This is a genomic window from Streptomyces sp. NPDC031479, assembly GCF_055581065.1.
This window is the reverse complement of record NZ_JBVIKC010000044.1, coordinates 22,620-37,076: the sequence shown is the minus strand read 5'-3', so window position 1 is coordinate 37,076 and position 14,457 is coordinate 22,620. Positions and strand designations below refer to the sequence as shown.

Sequence of the window (14,457 nt, the reverse complement as noted above, 5' to 3'; positions counted from 1 at the left end):
GGGCACGGGTCGGACCGATAGGTCCCCCTTACACACCTGTACAGAGGTGTGAACGACCGTAGGGGTTGCCTGGGACCGGTGCGACGTGGCGAGGGCCACGTGGCGGACGGGCGTTCGGGTGGAGCGGGCTTCGGGGGTGGGGGCGGGCGTCCGGGGCGGGGCGGGTCAGCCGGCCTCGGGCTTCGGGCCCTTCAGCACCTTGCTGACCCACTCCAGCGAGCCTTCCTTCATGCCTCGCACGTAGTGCCAGCCGTTGTGCTCGCCGTTCTGGATGTCGCGGATGGTGGTCTTGACGGGGCCCTTGCCGTACTCGCGCACGAACTTCGTCATCCGGTCCTTGCCGGTCTCCTTGGTGCCGACCTGGAAGTTGATGTAGACCTCGGGGCCGTTGGAGTCGATCAGCTTCTGGGCGAGCTTCTCCGGGTTGTTCGCGTCCATCTCGGCCTGGTGGCCCTTCCAGAGCGGGGAGTCCGGGGTGATCTCGCCGCCGCTGGCGATGACCGCCTTGAAGCGGTCCGGGTACTGCAGGACGGTCTTCATGCCCACGAAGGCGCCGGAGGAGGAGCCCATGAAGGCCCAGCCGTCGCGGGATTTGTACGTACGGAAGTTCGCGCGGGCGAAGTCCGGGACGTCCTCGGCCATCCAGGTGCCCATCTTGGGCTGGCCGGGTATGTCGGCGCCGTCGTAGTAGTACTTGTTGTCCGGGTTGAGCACCGGCATGATCACGATGAACGGCAGGCTGGTGCCGGCCTCGACGCCCTCGGCTATGGCCTTCTGGAGGCCGAGGCTGCGGTCGGCCCAGTAGTTCGTGGGGTAGCCGTTGCCGCCGGGGAGCGCGATCAGGACCGGGAAGGCGCTCTTGGCGTACTTCGGGTCGTCGTACTCCTTGGGGGCCCAGACCCAGACGTCACCCTCGAAGCCGGATTTGGCACCCGTCAGGCGGGTCTTGGCTATGACGGTGCCGTCGTCGAGCTTGGTGGTCTGCTTGAAGTCGGACTTCGGGCCGGACGGCATGAGCACGTCCGGGTCGCCGGTGGGCTTGGGCGGGGCCACCGGGGCGGCGCTCGGGGACTTCTGCCCGGAGCCGCCGGCCGCCGGGGCGGCCCGGTCGGCCGCCGGGCCGAAGCTGACGGCCTCCCCGTTGCCGGAGAACCACTCGTTCTTCCAGGCGGCGAAACCCCCGCCGCCGAGGAGCAGCGCGCAGGCCACGCCCGCGCCGATCCAGATCGCGCGCCGGGAGCGGCCCCGGCCCCGCCCCGGCTCGGGGTCGGGGCCGGACGGCTGCTGCGGGTACTCGTGCACGGACTTCGCTCCGAACGGTCGGGGCTGCCCCGGGGCGGGGCAGAACGGCTGGACACACATCCACTGGTCCTGATGTGCGAGTGTCCTGGAAAGTTCCGAATCCGCGCAAAAACAGGGGCGGAACTTCCGGTGGCCGTGCCCGGATCCCCCGGTCACTTCGGGGTCACTTCAGGGTGTCGAGCACCTCGGCACAGCGTCCGAGCAGTTCCACGAGCCGCTCCCGGTCCTCGGCGGAGAGGGCCGCGGCGAGCGCCCGTTCGACCCGGACGGCGCCCTCGTCCGCCCGCTCCATCACGGCCCGGCCCTCCTCGGTGAGCCGGGTCTCCAGCACGTTGCGGTGCCACTCGTGGGGGGTCCGCTCGATCAGCCCGCGCTCCTGGAGGTTCTTCAGGACCGTGTTCATCGTCGGCGGCGTGACCCCGCAGAGCCGGGACAGGGCGGCGGCGGAGATGCCGGGCTTCTCGGCGAGCCAGAGCAGGGCCGCGTACTGCGGCACCGTCACGGCGGCCGGCCGGCACGCGGTGTTCTTCGCCGCGAGGAGTGCCTGCTCGGCGCGCTTGATGTGCGAGCCGATGCGCGCCTCGGGGGGCATGGACGTCATGGAGGGAATCCTACGACCCTTGCCAATCATTAGAACTCTAACTACTCTTCGAACTCACCTGACAAGAAGGATGCACCCATGCCTAAGCTGTCGAAGCCCCTCGCCGTGGCCCTCGCCGTGTCGGCGGCCTTCACCGTGGCCGCCGCGACTCCGGCCGGTGCCGCCGCGCCCGCTCCCGCGTCGCCCGCCACCGCCGCGCCCGCCACCGCCGCGCCCGCCCCCCGGATCTCGACGGCGTTCACCCTGCCCGGGGCGAAGGTCTACCCGGAGGGCATCGCCTCCGACCCCCGTACGGGCACCGTCTACGTCGGCTCGTACGCGGACGGCACCGTCTACCGCGCCCGGCCCGGCGTCCGCACCGCCGAGGTCTTCCTCCCCGCCGGCGCCGACGGCCGGCACACGGCGAACGGCCTGCGCGTCGACGCCCGGGGCCGGCTGTGGGTCACCGACTCCACGACCGGGGTCGCGGTGTACGACACCCGCACCGGAGCACGCCTGGCCCACTTCGAGGTCCCGGGCACCGGGCCGCGCTTCATCAACGACCTGACCATCACCCCGGACGGCACGGCCTACCTCACCGACAGCGCCCGCCCCGTGATCTACCGGGTCACCCCGGCCCAGCTGCGCGCGGGCTCCGGCGCCCTGACCGTCGCCCACGACCTGACCGGGCACCTCACCCCGGCACCCGCCGGCAGCTTCGCCCTCAACGGCATCGTCTCCGACCCGGCGGGCCGCTACCTGCTGGCCGTCGACATGACCGCGGGCGACCTCCACCGCGTGGACCTGCGCACCGGCGCCATCAGCCGCGTCGCCCTGACCGGCGGCGACCTCAAGGCCGCCGACGGCCTCGACCTCTCCCCCGAAGGCACCCTGCGCGTGGCCCACAACCTCCCCAACACCCTGACCCGCTGGCAGCTCAGCGCGGACGGCACCCGCGCCCGCCTGACCCGCACCCTGACGGACCCCTCGCTCCAGATCCCCACCACCCTCACCCACACCCGGGGCCGCACCCTGGTGGTCCGCTCCCAGTTCGACCAGGGCGGCCCCATGAACCCCACCGGCGGCACCCCGACCACCTTCACGGTCGCCGAGGTCCACGGCCTCTGACGGCGGGCCCCGGCGGGCCGGGCCTCAACGGGCCGGGCGCGAGCACCGGGGGCCGCGCCTCGGGTGCGGGTGGCGGCATCCGGCCGGGCCGTCCCTTCAGAACTCGTCGGCACCGGCCCGCAGTTCGAAGGTCCAGTAGCCCGTCTTCGCGACGGCCTCGTCCACGGCGAGGCCGCCCGCGGGCGCGGTGACGACGACGCTGCCCTCGGCCGGGCCGTCGGCGGCGAAGAGGTTCACGTTGAAGCGGGTGACGACCTTGTTGTCCTCGTGCGCGCCCCCGGCGGCGACGCGTACGTTCGCGTATGCCGGAACGCCGGCCTTCAGGACGACCGGGGCGGCGGGCTTGCTCTTCGCGACGGCCGGGACGTCCTTGGCGGTCTGGACGTCCCCGAAGGCGATCAGCGGGTACTCGTAGAGGCGGCACGAGTGGCCGGAGGTGTTGGCGGCCGTCAGGGTGACGTGCTCGGTGGGGGTCCCTTCGGCCTTCGCCACCGTGATCTTCACGTCCTTGGGGGTGCAGGCGGGGACGCTCACCGTGCCCGTCGACGCGCCGCCGCCCGACGACGCGCCGCCCGCGGCCGCGCCCTTCTTGCCTGCGGCCTGGTCGCCCGACGCGGCGCCCGCCTTGCCGGACGCTGGCTGCGGGGCACCCTGCGGGGCGGCCTGGTCCGCCGCGGCCTTCGGGGCCTCGTGGCCGCCGCCGCAGGCGGTCAGCCCCAGCGACAGGACGGCGACGGCGGCAGCGGCAGCGGCCAGGACGGTGTTCTTGCGGCAGGCAGGCATGGTGGTTCCCCGGAACGATCGGTCGGCGCACGTGGGCGGCGCACGTAGGCGGTGCACGTAGGCGGTGCACGTAGGCGGTGCACTTGTGCGGGGCACGTGTGCGGTGCTGACCACAGCCTCCGGCCGGGCGCTGCCGTTCCGCTTGCGCGCCGCTAACGATCCGCTGCCAACCGCGACAGCAGCTCCCCCGCCCGCCGCGCACCGTCCGTGAACCCTGCCGCGTCCGCCGCCGCCGCGGCCCGTCCGAGCTGGCCGGCGGCCTCCTCGACCCGGCCGAGACCGGCCAGGGCCTCGCCCCGGACGATCTGCAGCTGCGCCCTTCCGACCTCCATCCCGGCGGGGACGAGCCCCTGCGCGCGCACGACGTGCGCGAGCGCCTCCTCGTGGGCCCCCGTCCGCAGACAGTGCCGGGCCAGGTGCTGGAGGGTCAGCACCCGCGTGGAGGGGTGGCCGGTCATCTCGGCGAGCCCGACCGCCCGGGACATCAGTTCCCCGGCCCGCTCGTGCCGCCCGGTGGAGTCCAGGACCGCCCCGAGGTTCGCGTAGGCGATGGCCTCGCCGATCCCGTCACCGGCCCGCGCGGCCAGCGGCGGCGCCTGCTCCAGGTGTACGAGGGCCTCCGCGTCGCGGCCCTCCTCGTGCAGCACCCAGCCGAGCAGGGCCCGGGTGCGCGACTGCGCGTCGGGGTCTTCCTCGTGCTCCGCCGAGCGCAGCCCGGCCTCCAGGAGCGGTACCCAGCCGTCCCCGATCCGCCACAGCACCAGCGGCCACGGTACGAGGGCCAGCCGCCAGGCCCGGTCGTGCAGGCCCAGGGCAGCGGCGGCGGCGACCGCCCCCTCCAGGGCCGGGCGCTCCGCCTCGTACCAGGCCAGTGCGGCGCGGCGGTCCTCGAACTCCCGGATCGCCGGGGGCCTGCGGAAGCCGGCGGGCAGCGCGTAGCAGGGCTGGGAGCCCGGCTCGGCCGCGGCATCGGCCGCGAGTCCCGTGTAGAGGTAGTGGTCGAGGAGGCGGCGCAGGCCCTCGGGGTCCGCCTGCGGGGCGAGCTCGCGGGCGTAGAGCCGTACCAGGTCGTGCGAGGACCAGCGGCCCGGAACGGGCTCGCCGATCAGGTGGGCCGCGGCGAGCCGGTCCAGGTCGGCACAGGCCTGCGCGGGCGAGGTCCCGGCGAGCGCGCCGGCGGCGAAGCGGTCCAGGTCGCCCGCGGTGTGCAGGCCGAGTGCGCGGAACATCCGGGCCGCGGACTCGGGCAGTTGCCGCACGGTGAGGTGCAGCGCCGCCGAGACCCCGGTGTCCTCGACGTTCAGGGCCGCCAGCCGCCCCTGTTCGTCGGCCAGTTCGCCGACCATGGCGCCGAGCGCCCACTCCGGCCGCTCGGCCAGGCGGGCGGCCGTCACCCGCAGCGCCAGCGGGAGCCCGTCGCAGAGGGCGGCCAGCCGGGCGGCGGCTTCCGGTTCGGCCTCGACCCGGGGCGCGCCCAGCACGTCGGCGAGCAGGGCCCGCGCGTCGGCCGGCGGGAGGTGGCCCAGGGGCAGCGGCCGGGCGGCGTCGGAGGCGATGAGTCCGCCGAGCCGGTTGCGGCTGGTGACCAGCGTCGCGCAGTGGTCGCCGCCGGGGAGCAGGGGCCGGACCTGCTCTGAGGAGCGCGCGTCGTCGAGTACGAGGAGCAGCCGGCGCCCCGCGGTGAGCGAGCGGAACAGCGCGCCCATCGCGTCGGCCGTCTCCGGCATCCCCTCCGGCGACACCCCCAGGGCCAGGAGGAACTCCCGCAGGACGGCGCCGGTTTCGGGCGGCTGGCCGTCGCTGAATCCGCGGAGGTCGGCGAAGAGCCGGCCCTCGGGGAAGTCGGCGCGCCGCTGGTGGGCCCAGTGCACGGCGAAGGCGGTCTTGCCGACTCCGGCGGGCCCGGTGACCAGGCGGACGGCCCCGCCACCCGCCCCGGCGGCCCGGGTGAGCTCCGCCAGTTCGGCGTCCCGCCCGGTGAACCCGCGCGGCGGACGCGGCAGCAGCTCGGGAACCACCGCTTCGGCGGCCGGGGCGGGCGCGGCGGACCGCCTCCGCGACGCGGGGCCGGCCGAACGCAGCAGCTCCGCGTAGGCGGCGTCGAGCGCCTCCCCGGGGTCCACGCCGAGCTCCTCGCCGAGCATCCGGCGGGTGCGGTGGTACCAGCCGATGGCGTCCGACTGCCGCCCGGAGCGGCCCAGGGCCAGCATCAGCGCGGCCGCCAGGGATTCGCGCAGCGGGTGCGCGACGGCCTCGGTACGGAGCACGGCGGCGGCCATGGCGTGCTCGCCGAGCCGTCCGTACGCCCCGGCGAGCGCCTCCACCGAGGCCAGCCGCAGCTCCTCCAGGCCGCTCGCCCCGGCCTGCAGGTGCCGGCTCTGCACGGTTCCGGTGAGCGCGGGCCCCTGCCAGAAGGAGAGCGCCTCGCGCAGCATCAGGACGGCGTCGGCGGGCCGGCACTGCACCCCGGCCAGGGCGACGAGCTCCTCGAAGCGGTGCGCGTCCACGAGGGACTCCGGCATCCGCAGTACGTACGCCGTGCCCTGGGTGGCGAGTTCGACCCCGTACGCCGGGGCCCCGCACTGGGCCAGCAGGGCGCGCAGCCGCGAGACGTGCCCCTGCAGCACGGTCCGGGCGCGGGCGGGCGGCTCGTCCTCCCAGAGGGCCTCGATCAGCCGGCTCACCCGGACCGCGGTGTTGGGCCGCAACGCCAGCATGGCCAGCAGGCTGGAGCGCTTGGCGGGCCCCAGCGCGAGGTCCCCGCCCTCCGTCACGACGGCGACGGTCCCGAGCAGCCGGATCTCCACCTGTTGCCTCCCACGCTCCCCCTGCGAACCCCGAGGATACGCACCAAGATCCACCCACCGGACTCCCACCGGATTCCCCACCGGATCCCCACCGGACCTGCGGACACCCCCGGGCCGCCGGATCAGCAGGCAAGCCCATATCAACCTAAAATGGCCTAAAAGCAGTCACGGCATGTCCGGCGGCTCCAGGGCGCCCCCGCGGGCCGCGCGGCTGGCCCAGGAGGCGTGATGACCGTATCCCCCGACGCGACGCCGCAGTACGCGCACAGCGACCCCGAGGACGTCCTCAAGCAGCTCGGAAGCTCTTGGCACTGGGCACTCGGCTTCGCCCTCGCGACCTTGATCCCCGGCATCCTGATCCTCGTCTGGCCCGACGAGACCCTGCACGTCCTGGCCGTGATCATCGGCCTGCAGCTCCTGGTGGCGGGCGCCTTCCGTTTCGTCTCGGCCTTCTCGCACGGCGGCGACCGGGGCGGCAGCAGACTGGCGGGCGTCCTGATCTCCATGCTGGCGTTCCTGGCGGGCGTCCTGGTACTGCGGCATCCGATGCAGACGATCGGCGCGTTGTCCCTGATCCTCGGGGTGTTCTGGCTGCTGAGCGGAGTGCTCACGGCGTACACCGCGATCGCCGACCACGCCCTCGTACACCGCGGCCTGCTCTTCGGCCTGGGCGCCCTGGGCGTCATCGCCGGAATCGTCGTGCTCTGCTTCCCGGTGGACTCCGCGGTCGCCCTGACGCGACTGCTGGGCCTCTGGCTCGTCCTGCTCGGCGTGTTCGAAGTGGTGATGGCCTTCGCACTGCGCTCCGCGACCCGCCGGGCGATACCACCGCACGGCGAGTGAGTGCCGTCTACACGATCCGGCCGGTCGCGGTGCGGCAAGCTGCCGAAAAACCTCCGGCCGGGATCGTTGGCTCCCCAGCCTGAGCTACGGGCCGCTACCGTGAAGCCATGACCGCACTGCCCGACTGGATGCGCCCGCCGCGCGCGGAAGGCTGGTTCGCGGAGGACCTCGACCGCCTCCCCGAGGCACCCCGCCACACCGAGCTGATCGATGGAGCCCTCGTCTTCATGATGTCGCCCCAGAGGTGGTGGCACGGCCACCTCGTCACCATGCTCACCGTCGCACTCATGGAGCAGGTGCCCGCCGACGTGAGAGTCGGCCGCGAGATGACCATCAAGCTCGACCCGCGCAACCGCCCCGAACCGGACCTGCTGGTCACGACGGCCGACTTCGACGGCGACCGTACCTGGTTCGCACCGGAGGACGTCCGGCTCGTCATCGAGGTCGTCTCCCCGGAGTCCGCCCATCGCGATCGCACAGTAAAGCTCCGCAAGTACGCGGAGGCCGGCATCCCGCACTACTGGTGCATCGAGGACGAGGACGGAGCACCCGTCGTACACGTCTACGAGCTCGACGAACCGACCGGCGCCTACGCACCCGCCGGGATCTTCCGGGGCACCCTCCAGCGCCCGGTGCCCTTCGAGATGAGCCTTGATCTCGACCGGCTCACTCCGCCACGAAGCAACTGACAAGTCAGCAGGGGAAGACAGCAGGGGTGGGACTCACCCAGAGTCCCACCCCTGCTGACCTGCACACTTGGCGAGGCCGGCTCACACGCGGTCAGTAGTGGTACCGAGCCCTCGTGTCGCAGCCTGACCGCCGTCGCCTGCGAGTCGGCGATTACCGCGTTGTCTACACGATCCACAACGGGGAACTGGTGGTCTGGGTGGTTCACGTCGGACACCGCTCCACCGCTTACGACACCTGATACCCGTCGGAATCCGCAGGAGGCGGCGGCATCACCGTCCGGGCTGGTCGCGCCGGACTGTCAGTGGCGGCTGCTTCCATGCCGCCATGAGCACTGTGTACGAGACCGCCGCCCTCCTCCCCGACCCGCCCCAACTCCGTGCCCATCTGCGCGCACTGGCCGTCCTGGACGCCACGATCGGGGACGATCCGCAGTTCTCCCAGTACACCTTCGACACCACCTGGAGCCCCGGCGTCGAGGCGGCCCTGATGGAGAACGGTTCGGGGGACGACTTCTCCATCCTCTTCACCCCAGCCGGCGTGCTCATACGCGGCTTCGCCCACGAGTCGGAGATGAGCCCGTACGGGACGGACGACGAGCAGGTCTGGCCCGGTGTCATCGACGACGTGCCCGCCGCACTGCGCCCGGTGCTCGACGAGCCCGCCTTCCGCGATGAAGGGATCGATACGCCCCGGGTCACCGCATGCCTGTGGCGGGAGACCTGCGACACCGCCTGGAGCGCCGGCTCGACCATCCCCTTCCCCGCCGGCAGCGAGGACCCGGACGGCTCAGGCTTCCTCTTCCACCTCCTCACCGACCGCTCTCCCGAGGCCGTCCAGGCCCACTTCGAGGACTACTACGAGCGACCCGTCCCCCTCGATGCCATCCGCCACGTCCTCGCCGGACGCCCCCTCACCCCAGCGATCGCCCGGGCCCTCAACCCGGCCGTCCTCCCGGACAGCGCCCTGCTCCACAGGATCGAGGCACACCCCGAGGTCTCCTCCGGCAGGGAAGTCCTGGACCGCCCGCCCACCACCGCCGCCCGCACCGTCCCCGACGGATTCCTCCCCCACGTTCCCGATGACGAGGAGTCCACCTTCGAGCCGATGCTCGAACGGTCTACCGAGTAGGTCGGGCCCGACCGCCTGATCCGGCGTCAGAACATCCGGCACCCATCCAGCACGGTGACGACGAAGGGGCCGACTCCATCAGGAGTCGACCCCTTGCGACCTGCACGCTTAACGAATCGCCCAGCGTGCAGTGACGACACGATCAGACGTTGAAGCGGAACTCCACCACGTCGCCGTCCTGCATGACGTACTCCTTGCCCTCCATGCGGGCCTTGCCCTTCGCGCGGGCTTCCGTGACCGAGCCGCATTCGACCAGGTCCGCGAAGGAGATGACCTCGGCCTTGATGAAGCCGCGCTGGAAGTCGGTGTGGATGACGCCCGCGGCCTCGGGGGCGGTGGCGCCCTGCTTGATGGTCCAGGCGCGGGTTTCCTTCGGGCCTGCCGTCAGGTAGGTCTGGAGGCCCAGGGTGGCGAAGCCGACGCGGCCGAGGGTGGCGAGGCCGGGCTCGTCCTGGCCGACCGACTGGAGGAGCTCCAGGGCTTCCTCGTCGTCCAGCTCCGAGAGGTCCTGCTCCAGCTTCGCGTTCAGGAAGATGGCCTCGGCCGGGGCGACCAGGGCGGACTGCTCCGCCTTGAAGGCGTCGTCCGTCAGCTCGTCCTCGTCCACGTTGAAGACGTAGAGGAAGGGCTTGGTGGTGAGGAGGTGCAGCTCGTGGAGGAGGTCGCCCTGCTCCGTGCCCTTGGTGATGCCCTTCGAGAAGAGGGTGTCGCCCGCTTCGAGGATCTTCTTGGCCTCGACGACGGCCGCCAGGACCGCGACCTTCTCCTTCTGGAGGCGGGACTCCTTCGTCAGGCGCGGCTCCGCCTTCTCGATGGACTGGAGGTCCGCGAGGATCAGCTCGGTGTTGATCGTCTCGATGTCGTCCTTGGGCGAGACCTTGCCGTCGACGTGGACGACGTTCTCGTCCTTGAAGGCGCGGATGACCTGGCAGATCGCGTCCGACTCGCGGATGTTCGCGAGGAACTTGTTGCCGAGGCCCTCGCCCTCCGAGGCGCCGCGCACGATGCCCGCGATGTCGACGAAGTCGACCGTGGCGGGGAGGACCTTCTGCGAGCCGAAGATGCCGGCCAGGACGGCCAGGCGCGGGTCCGGGACGCCGACGACGCCGACGTTCGGCTCGATGGTGGCGAACGGGTAGTTGGCCGCCAGCACGTCGTTCTTGGTCAGGGCGTTGAAAAGGGTCGACTTGCCGACATTAGGCAGGCCGACGATTCCGATCGTGAGCGACACGTTGGCGACTTCCCGTAGCTGGAGGGGGCGGCGGCCCGGAGTGGGCCGTCGGACAGTTTACTTTCCGATGAGCGCCGGTGGATGTACGCGTGTCCGGGGGCCGATCCGGGGGGCCTCCCGCCTAGGTTGGTGGGGTGGAGCAATACAGGATGCGTTCGACAGGTCACCCTCAGGTGCGCGGCTCCCGGCCCCCCGCGGCCCGGGGCGGGCGGCGGCTGCCCCGGCCCCGGCTGACCGGGCTCGGCGGCGGGCTGTTCGCCTGCGTCGCGATGCTCCTGGCCGCCGGGATCTCCTGGCTGCTCTTCGACTCCTCGCTCTTCGCGTACGGGCTGCTCTTCCTCCCCGTGGCCGCCGCGACCGCCGCGTGGGTGCGGCCGGCCGACCTGGTCACCGCGCCCGTGGCCGTACCCATCGCCTTCGCCGCCGGGGTCTGGCCCGTGTCGGGCGCCTCCGGCGGCGCCGGCGGGCAGCTGATGGGGGTGGTGTCGGCGCTGTCCCTGCACGCCGGCTGGCTGTACGCGGGCACGCTGGTCGCGGCCCTGATCGCCCTGGTGCGGCGCGCCGCGCTGAGCGGGCGGCGGCGCGCCGCCCGGCGCAGCACCGCCTGACCCGCCTGACCCGCCCGACCCGCCCGACCCGCCCGACCCGCCCGACCCGTCCGGCCGCCGGCCCGCCTACCCCGCCTGCCGCGCCAGGTCGCGGGCGGCCATCGCCGCCCCGACGATGCCCGCGTTGTTCTGGAGCTTCGCCGGGACGATCTCCGCCCGGATGTCCTGGATCAGCGGGAGGAACTTCTCCGGCTTGCGGCTGACCCCGCCGCCGAGGATGAAGAGGTCCGGGGAGAAGAGCATCTCGACGTGGGCCAGGTACTTCTGCAGCCGGTGCGCCCAGCGCTCCCAGGTGAGGTCGCCGTCCTCCTTGGCCTTCACCGACGCCCGGGTCTCCGCGTCGTGGCCCTTGAGCTCCAGGTGGCCGAGTTCCGAGTTCGGCACGAGCCGCCCGTCCGTGAAGAGGGCGCTGCCGATGCCGGTGCCCAGGGTGAGCAGGATGACGGTGCCGCCCCGGCCGCGCCCGGCCCCGTACGTCATCTCCGCGACGCCCGCCGCGTCCGCGTCGTTGAGGACGGCGACCGGCAGGCCGTCGAGCTCCCGCGAGAGCAGGGCGGCGGCGTCCGTACCCACCCACGCCCTGTCGACGTTGGCGGCCGAGCGGGTGACGCCACCGGTGACGACACCCGGGAAGGTGACCCCCACCGGGCCCTTCCAGGAGAACGCGCCGATCACCTCCGCTACGCATCCGGCCACCCCCTCGGGGGTGGCCGGATGCGGTGTCAGTACCTTGTGGCGCTCCTGCGCCAGCTCGCCGCGGTCCAGGTCCACGGGAGCGCCCTTGATCCCGGAACCGCCGATGTCCACACCGAAGATCTGCATGGACTCACCGTACGAACGCCGGGCCCGGCAGGCTACTCGTCGGCGCCCCCGGCAGCCAGTTCGGCGGCCTCCGCGCGCAGGTCGCGGCGCAGCTCCTTGGGGAGGGAGAAGACGATGGACTCCTCGGCGGTCTTGACGATCTCCACGTCGGCGTAGCCGCGGGCGGCCAGCCACTCCAGGACCTCTTCGACCAGGACCTCCGGCACCGAGGCGCCCGAGGTCAGGCCGATCGTCGTGACGCCCTCCAGCCAGGCCTCGTCGATCTCGCTCGCGAAGTCGACCAGGTACGCGGCGCCCGCGCCGGCGTCGAGGGCGACCTCGACCAGCCGGATCGAGTTCGAGGAGTTCTTCGACCCGACCACGATGACCAGGTCGGAGTCGGAGCCCATGACCTTGACCGCGGCCTGCCGGTTGGAGGTGGCGTAGCAGATGTCGTCACTGGGAGGGGAGACGAGCAGGGGGAACTTCGTCTTCAGCGCGTCGACCGTCTCCATCGTCTCGTCGACCGAGAGCGTGGTCTGCGAGAGCCAGACGACCTTCGACTCGTCGCGCACCTCGACCTTCGCGACGTCGTCCGGGCCGTCGACGATGGTGATGTGGTCCGGGGCCTCGCCGGAGGTGCCGATGACCTCCTCGTGGCCCTCGTGGCCGATGAGGAGGATGTCGAAGTCCTCGTTCGCGTACCGGATGGCCTCCTTGTGCACCTTGGTGACCAGCGGGCACGTCGCGTCGATCGTCGCGAGCCTGCCGCGGGCGGCCTCCTCGTGCACCACCGGCGCCACGCCGTGCGCGGAGAACATCACGATGGAGCCGGGCGGGACCTCCTCCGTCCGCTCGACGAAGATGGCGCCCTTCTTCTCCAGCGTCTGGACGACGTACTTGTTGTGCACGATCTCGTGTCGGACGTAGACCGGCGCACCGTACTGCTGGAGGGCCGTCTCGACAGCGATCACGGCGCGGTCCACTCCCGCGCAATAGCCGCGCGGGGCGGCGAGCAGGACGCGGCGGGATGCGGAAGCGGGGGCGGGAGCAGTCATACGCTCCATCGTACGGGGGTCTCCAGCAGGCCGTACGTCCCCCGTTCGGCACACACTTGGTCGAACGTCCATACCGGCGATCCCTCGGAGGAACGATGGCATCCGCTACGGATTCCACCACCGTCCCGCCCACCGCCCTGCGTCGGAGCCTCGGATTCCGGGACCTGGTCGTCTACGGCCTCCTCTTCATCGCCCCCATGGCCCCGGTCGGGGTCTTCGGCACCCTGGACGCCAGGTCGCACGGCTCCGTCGCGCTCGTGTACCTCGTCGCGACGGCCGCGATGGCGCTGACGGCCTTCTCGTACGCGCAGATGGTGCGGGTGGCCCCGCAGGCGGGCTCGGTGTTCACCTACGCCCGCAAGGCGCTGGGCGAGGGGCCGGGGCTGATCGCCGGCTGGATGGCGATGCTGGACTACCTGCTGATCCCGGCGGTCGCGTACCTCTTCTCCGGGATCGCGATGAACGCGCTGGTCCCGGAGGTCTCCCGCTGGGTGTGGACGGCGCTGGCGGTGGCGGTCACCACCCTGCTGAACCTGTGGGGCGTACGGGCGGCCGCGCGCGTGGGCTTCGCGGTGCTCGCCGTGGAGCTCCTGGTCCTGCTCGTCTTCCTCGTCTCGGCGGTGACCGTACTGGTCCGGGACGGGGCCCGGCGCGGCTGGCTGTCGCCGCTGACCGGCGACGGCTCGCTGGGCTTCTCGACGGCCGCCGTCCTGGGCGCGGTGTCGATCGCGGTCCTGTCCTACCTGGGCTTCGACGCCATCGTCTCCTTCGCGGAGGAGGTGACCGGGGGCTCGGCCCGGGTGGCTCGGGCGGTGCTGTTCTGCCTGGCGCTGACCGGAGTGCTGTTCCTGGTCCAGACCTACCTCGCGGCGCTGCTCACCCCGGTCTCCTCGGCGGAGCTGGCCGCCGACCCGGCGCTGCAGGGGCCGGCCTTCTACGACGCCGTCGAGGCCTCGGTCGGGGGGTGGCTGCACGACCTGGTGGCGGCGAGCAAGGCGGTCGGGGCGGCCTTCGCGGCGCTGGCCGGGCAGGCCGCGGCCGGGCGGCTGCTGTTCGCGATGGCCCGGGAGCGGCGGCTGCCGGGTGTTCTGGCGCGCACCTCGGGCGGCACCCCGAGGGCGGCGCTGCTGGTCGCGGCCACGGTGACGCTGGTGGCGGCGGTGTGGGCGGCCCGCCGCGACGACGGGCTCGACCACCTGGTCTCCGTGGTGGACATCGGAGCGCTGACGGCCTTCACGCTGCTGCACGCCTCGGTGGTGGGCTGGTTCGTGGTGCGGCGGATGGAGGGCCCGCCGATCTGGTGGAAGCACCTGGTGTTCCCCGTACTGGGCGCCGCCGTGACCGTGGCCGTGATCGTCGAGGCGTCCTGGACGGCGCAGCTCGTGGGGGCGGTGTGGCTGCTGGTGGGGCTGTGCGTCCTGGCCGCCCAGCGCGGCCGACGCGCCGGGGCCGCGGCCGACGGGCCCGGTACGGGTGTCGGCCCCGGCGGCTAGCCTGC

At 72.7% G+C, this 14,457-nt stretch carries 13 protein-coding genes and 1 pseudogene; 7 read left to right on the top strand and 7 right to left on the bottom strand.

From position 1 onward, the window contains the following. Window positions 1-165 precede the first annotated feature (165 nt). Window positions 166-1,302, bottom strand: a complete 1,137-nt coding sequence (locus tag ACZ5D2_RS33070; protein WP_371676841.1) for an alpha/beta hydrolase — start codon at window positions 1,300-1,302, stop codon at window positions 166-168. Between the two features lie 163 nt (window positions 1,303-1,465). Continuing rightward, window positions 1,466-1,903 carry a MarR family winged helix-turn-helix transcriptional regulator gene (locus ACZ5D2_RS33065; RefSeq protein ID WP_371676842.1) on the bottom strand — a complete coding sequence of 146 codons (438 nt, stop codon included), beginning with the start codon at window positions 1,901-1,903 and terminating at the stop codon, window positions 1,466-1,468. Window positions 1,904-1,981: 78 nt separating this feature from the next. Here ACZ5D2_RS33065 and ACZ5D2_RS33060 point away from each other — a divergent pair, with 78 nt between their 5' ends. After that, entirely contained in the window at window positions 1,982-3,010 is a 1,029-nt protein-coding gene (locus ACZ5D2_RS33060; protein ID WP_371676843.1) for an SMP-30/gluconolactonase/LRE family protein, read from the top strand. Between the two features lie 96 nt (window positions 3,011-3,106). Here the strand turns inward: ACZ5D2_RS33060 and ACZ5D2_RS33055 are convergent, their stop codons facing one another. Together ACZ5D2_RS33055 and ACZ5D2_RS33050 are read right to left on the bottom strand one after the other, a co-directional pair. Then, window positions 3,107-3,793, bottom strand: coding sequence for a DUF4232 domain-containing protein (locus tag ACZ5D2_RS33055; protein WP_371676844.1), 687 nt, complete (start codon window positions 3,791-3,793; stop codon window positions 3,107-3,109). Window positions 3,794-3,945: 152 nt separating this feature from the next. After that, window positions 3,946-6,600: an AfsR/SARP family transcriptional regulator gene (locus ACZ5D2_RS33050; protein WP_371676845.1), complete on the bottom strand. Its 2,655-nt coding sequence runs from the start codon at window positions 6,598-6,600 to the stop codon at window positions 3,946-3,948. 228 nt (window positions 6,601-6,828) lie between these two features. On the opposite strand from ACZ5D2_RS33050, the gene ACZ5D2_RS33045 reads away from it, so the two are divergent. The 4 genes and pseudogenes from ACZ5D2_RS33045 (at window position 6,829) to ACZ5D2_RS33030 (ending at window position 9,261) form a co-directional block, all read left to right on the top strand. Further along, entirely contained in the window at window positions 6,829-7,443 is a 615-nt protein-coding gene (locus ACZ5D2_RS33045) for an HdeD family acid-resistance protein (RefSeq protein WP_468934528.1), read from the top strand. Between the two features lie 107 nt (window positions 7,444-7,550). Further along, window positions 7,551-8,132: a Uma2 family endonuclease gene (locus ACZ5D2_RS33040; RefSeq protein WP_468934526.1), complete on the top strand. Its 582-nt coding sequence runs from the start codon at window positions 7,551-7,553 to the stop codon at window positions 8,130-8,132. Between the two features lie 107 nt (window positions 8,133-8,239). Continuing rightward, window positions 8,240-8,371 (top strand): annotated as a pseudogene (locus ACZ5D2_RS33035) (type II toxin-antitoxin system RelE family toxin); the annotation flags it as partial. A gap of 86 nt (window positions 8,372-8,457) precedes the next feature. Then, entirely contained in the window at window positions 8,458-9,261 is an 804-nt protein-coding gene (locus ACZ5D2_RS33030) for a hypothetical protein (RefSeq protein ID WP_468934523.1), read from the top strand. A 142-nt stretch (window positions 9,262-9,403) separates the two neighbouring features. Here the strand turns inward: ACZ5D2_RS33030 and ychF are convergent, their stop codons facing one another. Then, a complete protein-coding gene (gene ychF / locus ACZ5D2_RS33025; RefSeq protein WP_266841964.1) occupies window positions 9,404-10,492 on the bottom strand; it encodes a redox-regulated ATPase YchF in 1,089 nt (362 codons plus the stop codon). A gap of 149 nt (window positions 10,493-10,641) precedes the next feature. On the opposite strand from ychF, the gene ACZ5D2_RS33020 reads away from it, so the two are divergent. Next, window positions 10,642-11,100 carry a DUF6542 domain-containing protein gene (locus ACZ5D2_RS33020; protein ID WP_468934521.1) on the top strand — a complete coding sequence of 153 codons (459 nt, stop codon included), beginning with the start codon at window positions 10,642-10,644 and terminating at the stop codon, window positions 11,098-11,100. Between the two features lie 66 nt (window positions 11,101-11,166). On the opposite strand, the gene ppgK is transcribed toward ACZ5D2_RS33020, so the two are convergent. Beyond that, window positions 11,167-11,922: a polyphosphate--glucose phosphotransferase gene (gene ppgK, locus ACZ5D2_RS33015; protein WP_371676850.1), complete on the bottom strand. Its 756-nt coding sequence runs from the start codon at window positions 11,920-11,922 to the stop codon at window positions 11,167-11,169. A gap of 32 nt (window positions 11,923-11,954) precedes the next feature. Beyond that, the gene (locus ACZ5D2_RS33010; protein ID WP_371676851.1) at window positions 11,955-12,968 is read right to left on the bottom strand and encodes a 4-hydroxy-3-methylbut-2-enyl diphosphate reductase; all 1,014 of its coding nucleotides are present in this window, start codon (window positions 12,966-12,968) and stop codon (window positions 11,955-11,957) included. 86 nt (window positions 12,969-13,054) lie between these two features. Here ACZ5D2_RS33010 and ACZ5D2_RS33005 point away from each other — a divergent pair, with 86 nt between their 5' ends. After that, entirely contained in the window at window positions 13,055-14,452 is a 1,398-nt protein-coding gene (locus tag ACZ5D2_RS33005; RefSeq protein ID WP_371676852.1) for an APC family permease, read from the top strand. Window positions 14,453-14,457: the final 5 nt, after the last annotated feature.

Coding starts and splice junctions, on each gene's coding strand:
- ACZ5D2_RS33065 (WP_371676842.1), bottom strand. CDS start 1,903: ATGACGTCCATGCCCCCCGAGGCGCGCATCGGCTCGCACATCAAGCGC.
- ACZ5D2_RS33060 (WP_371676843.1), top strand. CDS start 1,982: ATGCCTAAGCTGTCGAAGCCCCTCGCCGTGGCCCTCGCCGTGTCGGCG.
- ACZ5D2_RS33055 (WP_371676844.1), bottom strand. CDS start 3,793: ATGCCTGCCTGCCGCAAGAACACCGTCCTGGCCGCTGCCGCTGCCGCC.
- ACZ5D2_RS33045 (WP_468934528.1), top strand. CDS start 6,829: ATGACCGTATCCCCCGACGCGACGCCGCAGTACGCGCACAGCGACCCC.
- ACZ5D2_RS33040 (WP_468934526.1), top strand. CDS start 7,551: ATGACCGCACTGCCCGACTGGATGCGCCCGCCGCGCGCGGAAGGCTGG.
- ACZ5D2_RS33030 (WP_468934523.1), top strand. CDS start 8,458: ATGAGCACTGTGTACGAGACCGCCGCCCTCCTCCCCGACCCGCCCCAA.
- ACZ5D2_RS33020 (WP_468934521.1), top strand. CDS start 10,642: ATGCGTTCGACAGGTCACCCTCAGGTGCGCGGCTCCCGGCCCCCCGCG.
- ppgK (WP_371676850.1), bottom strand. CDS start 11,922: ATGCAGATCTTCGGTGTGGACATCGGCGGTTCCGGGATCAAGGGCGCT.
- ACZ5D2_RS33010 (WP_371676851.1), bottom strand. CDS start 12,968: ATGGAGCGTATGACTGCTCCCGCCCCCGCTTCCGCATCCCGCCGCGTC.
- ACZ5D2_RS33005 (WP_371676852.1), top strand. CDS start 13,055: ATGGCATCCGCTACGGATTCCACCACCGTCCCGCCCACCGCCCTGCGT.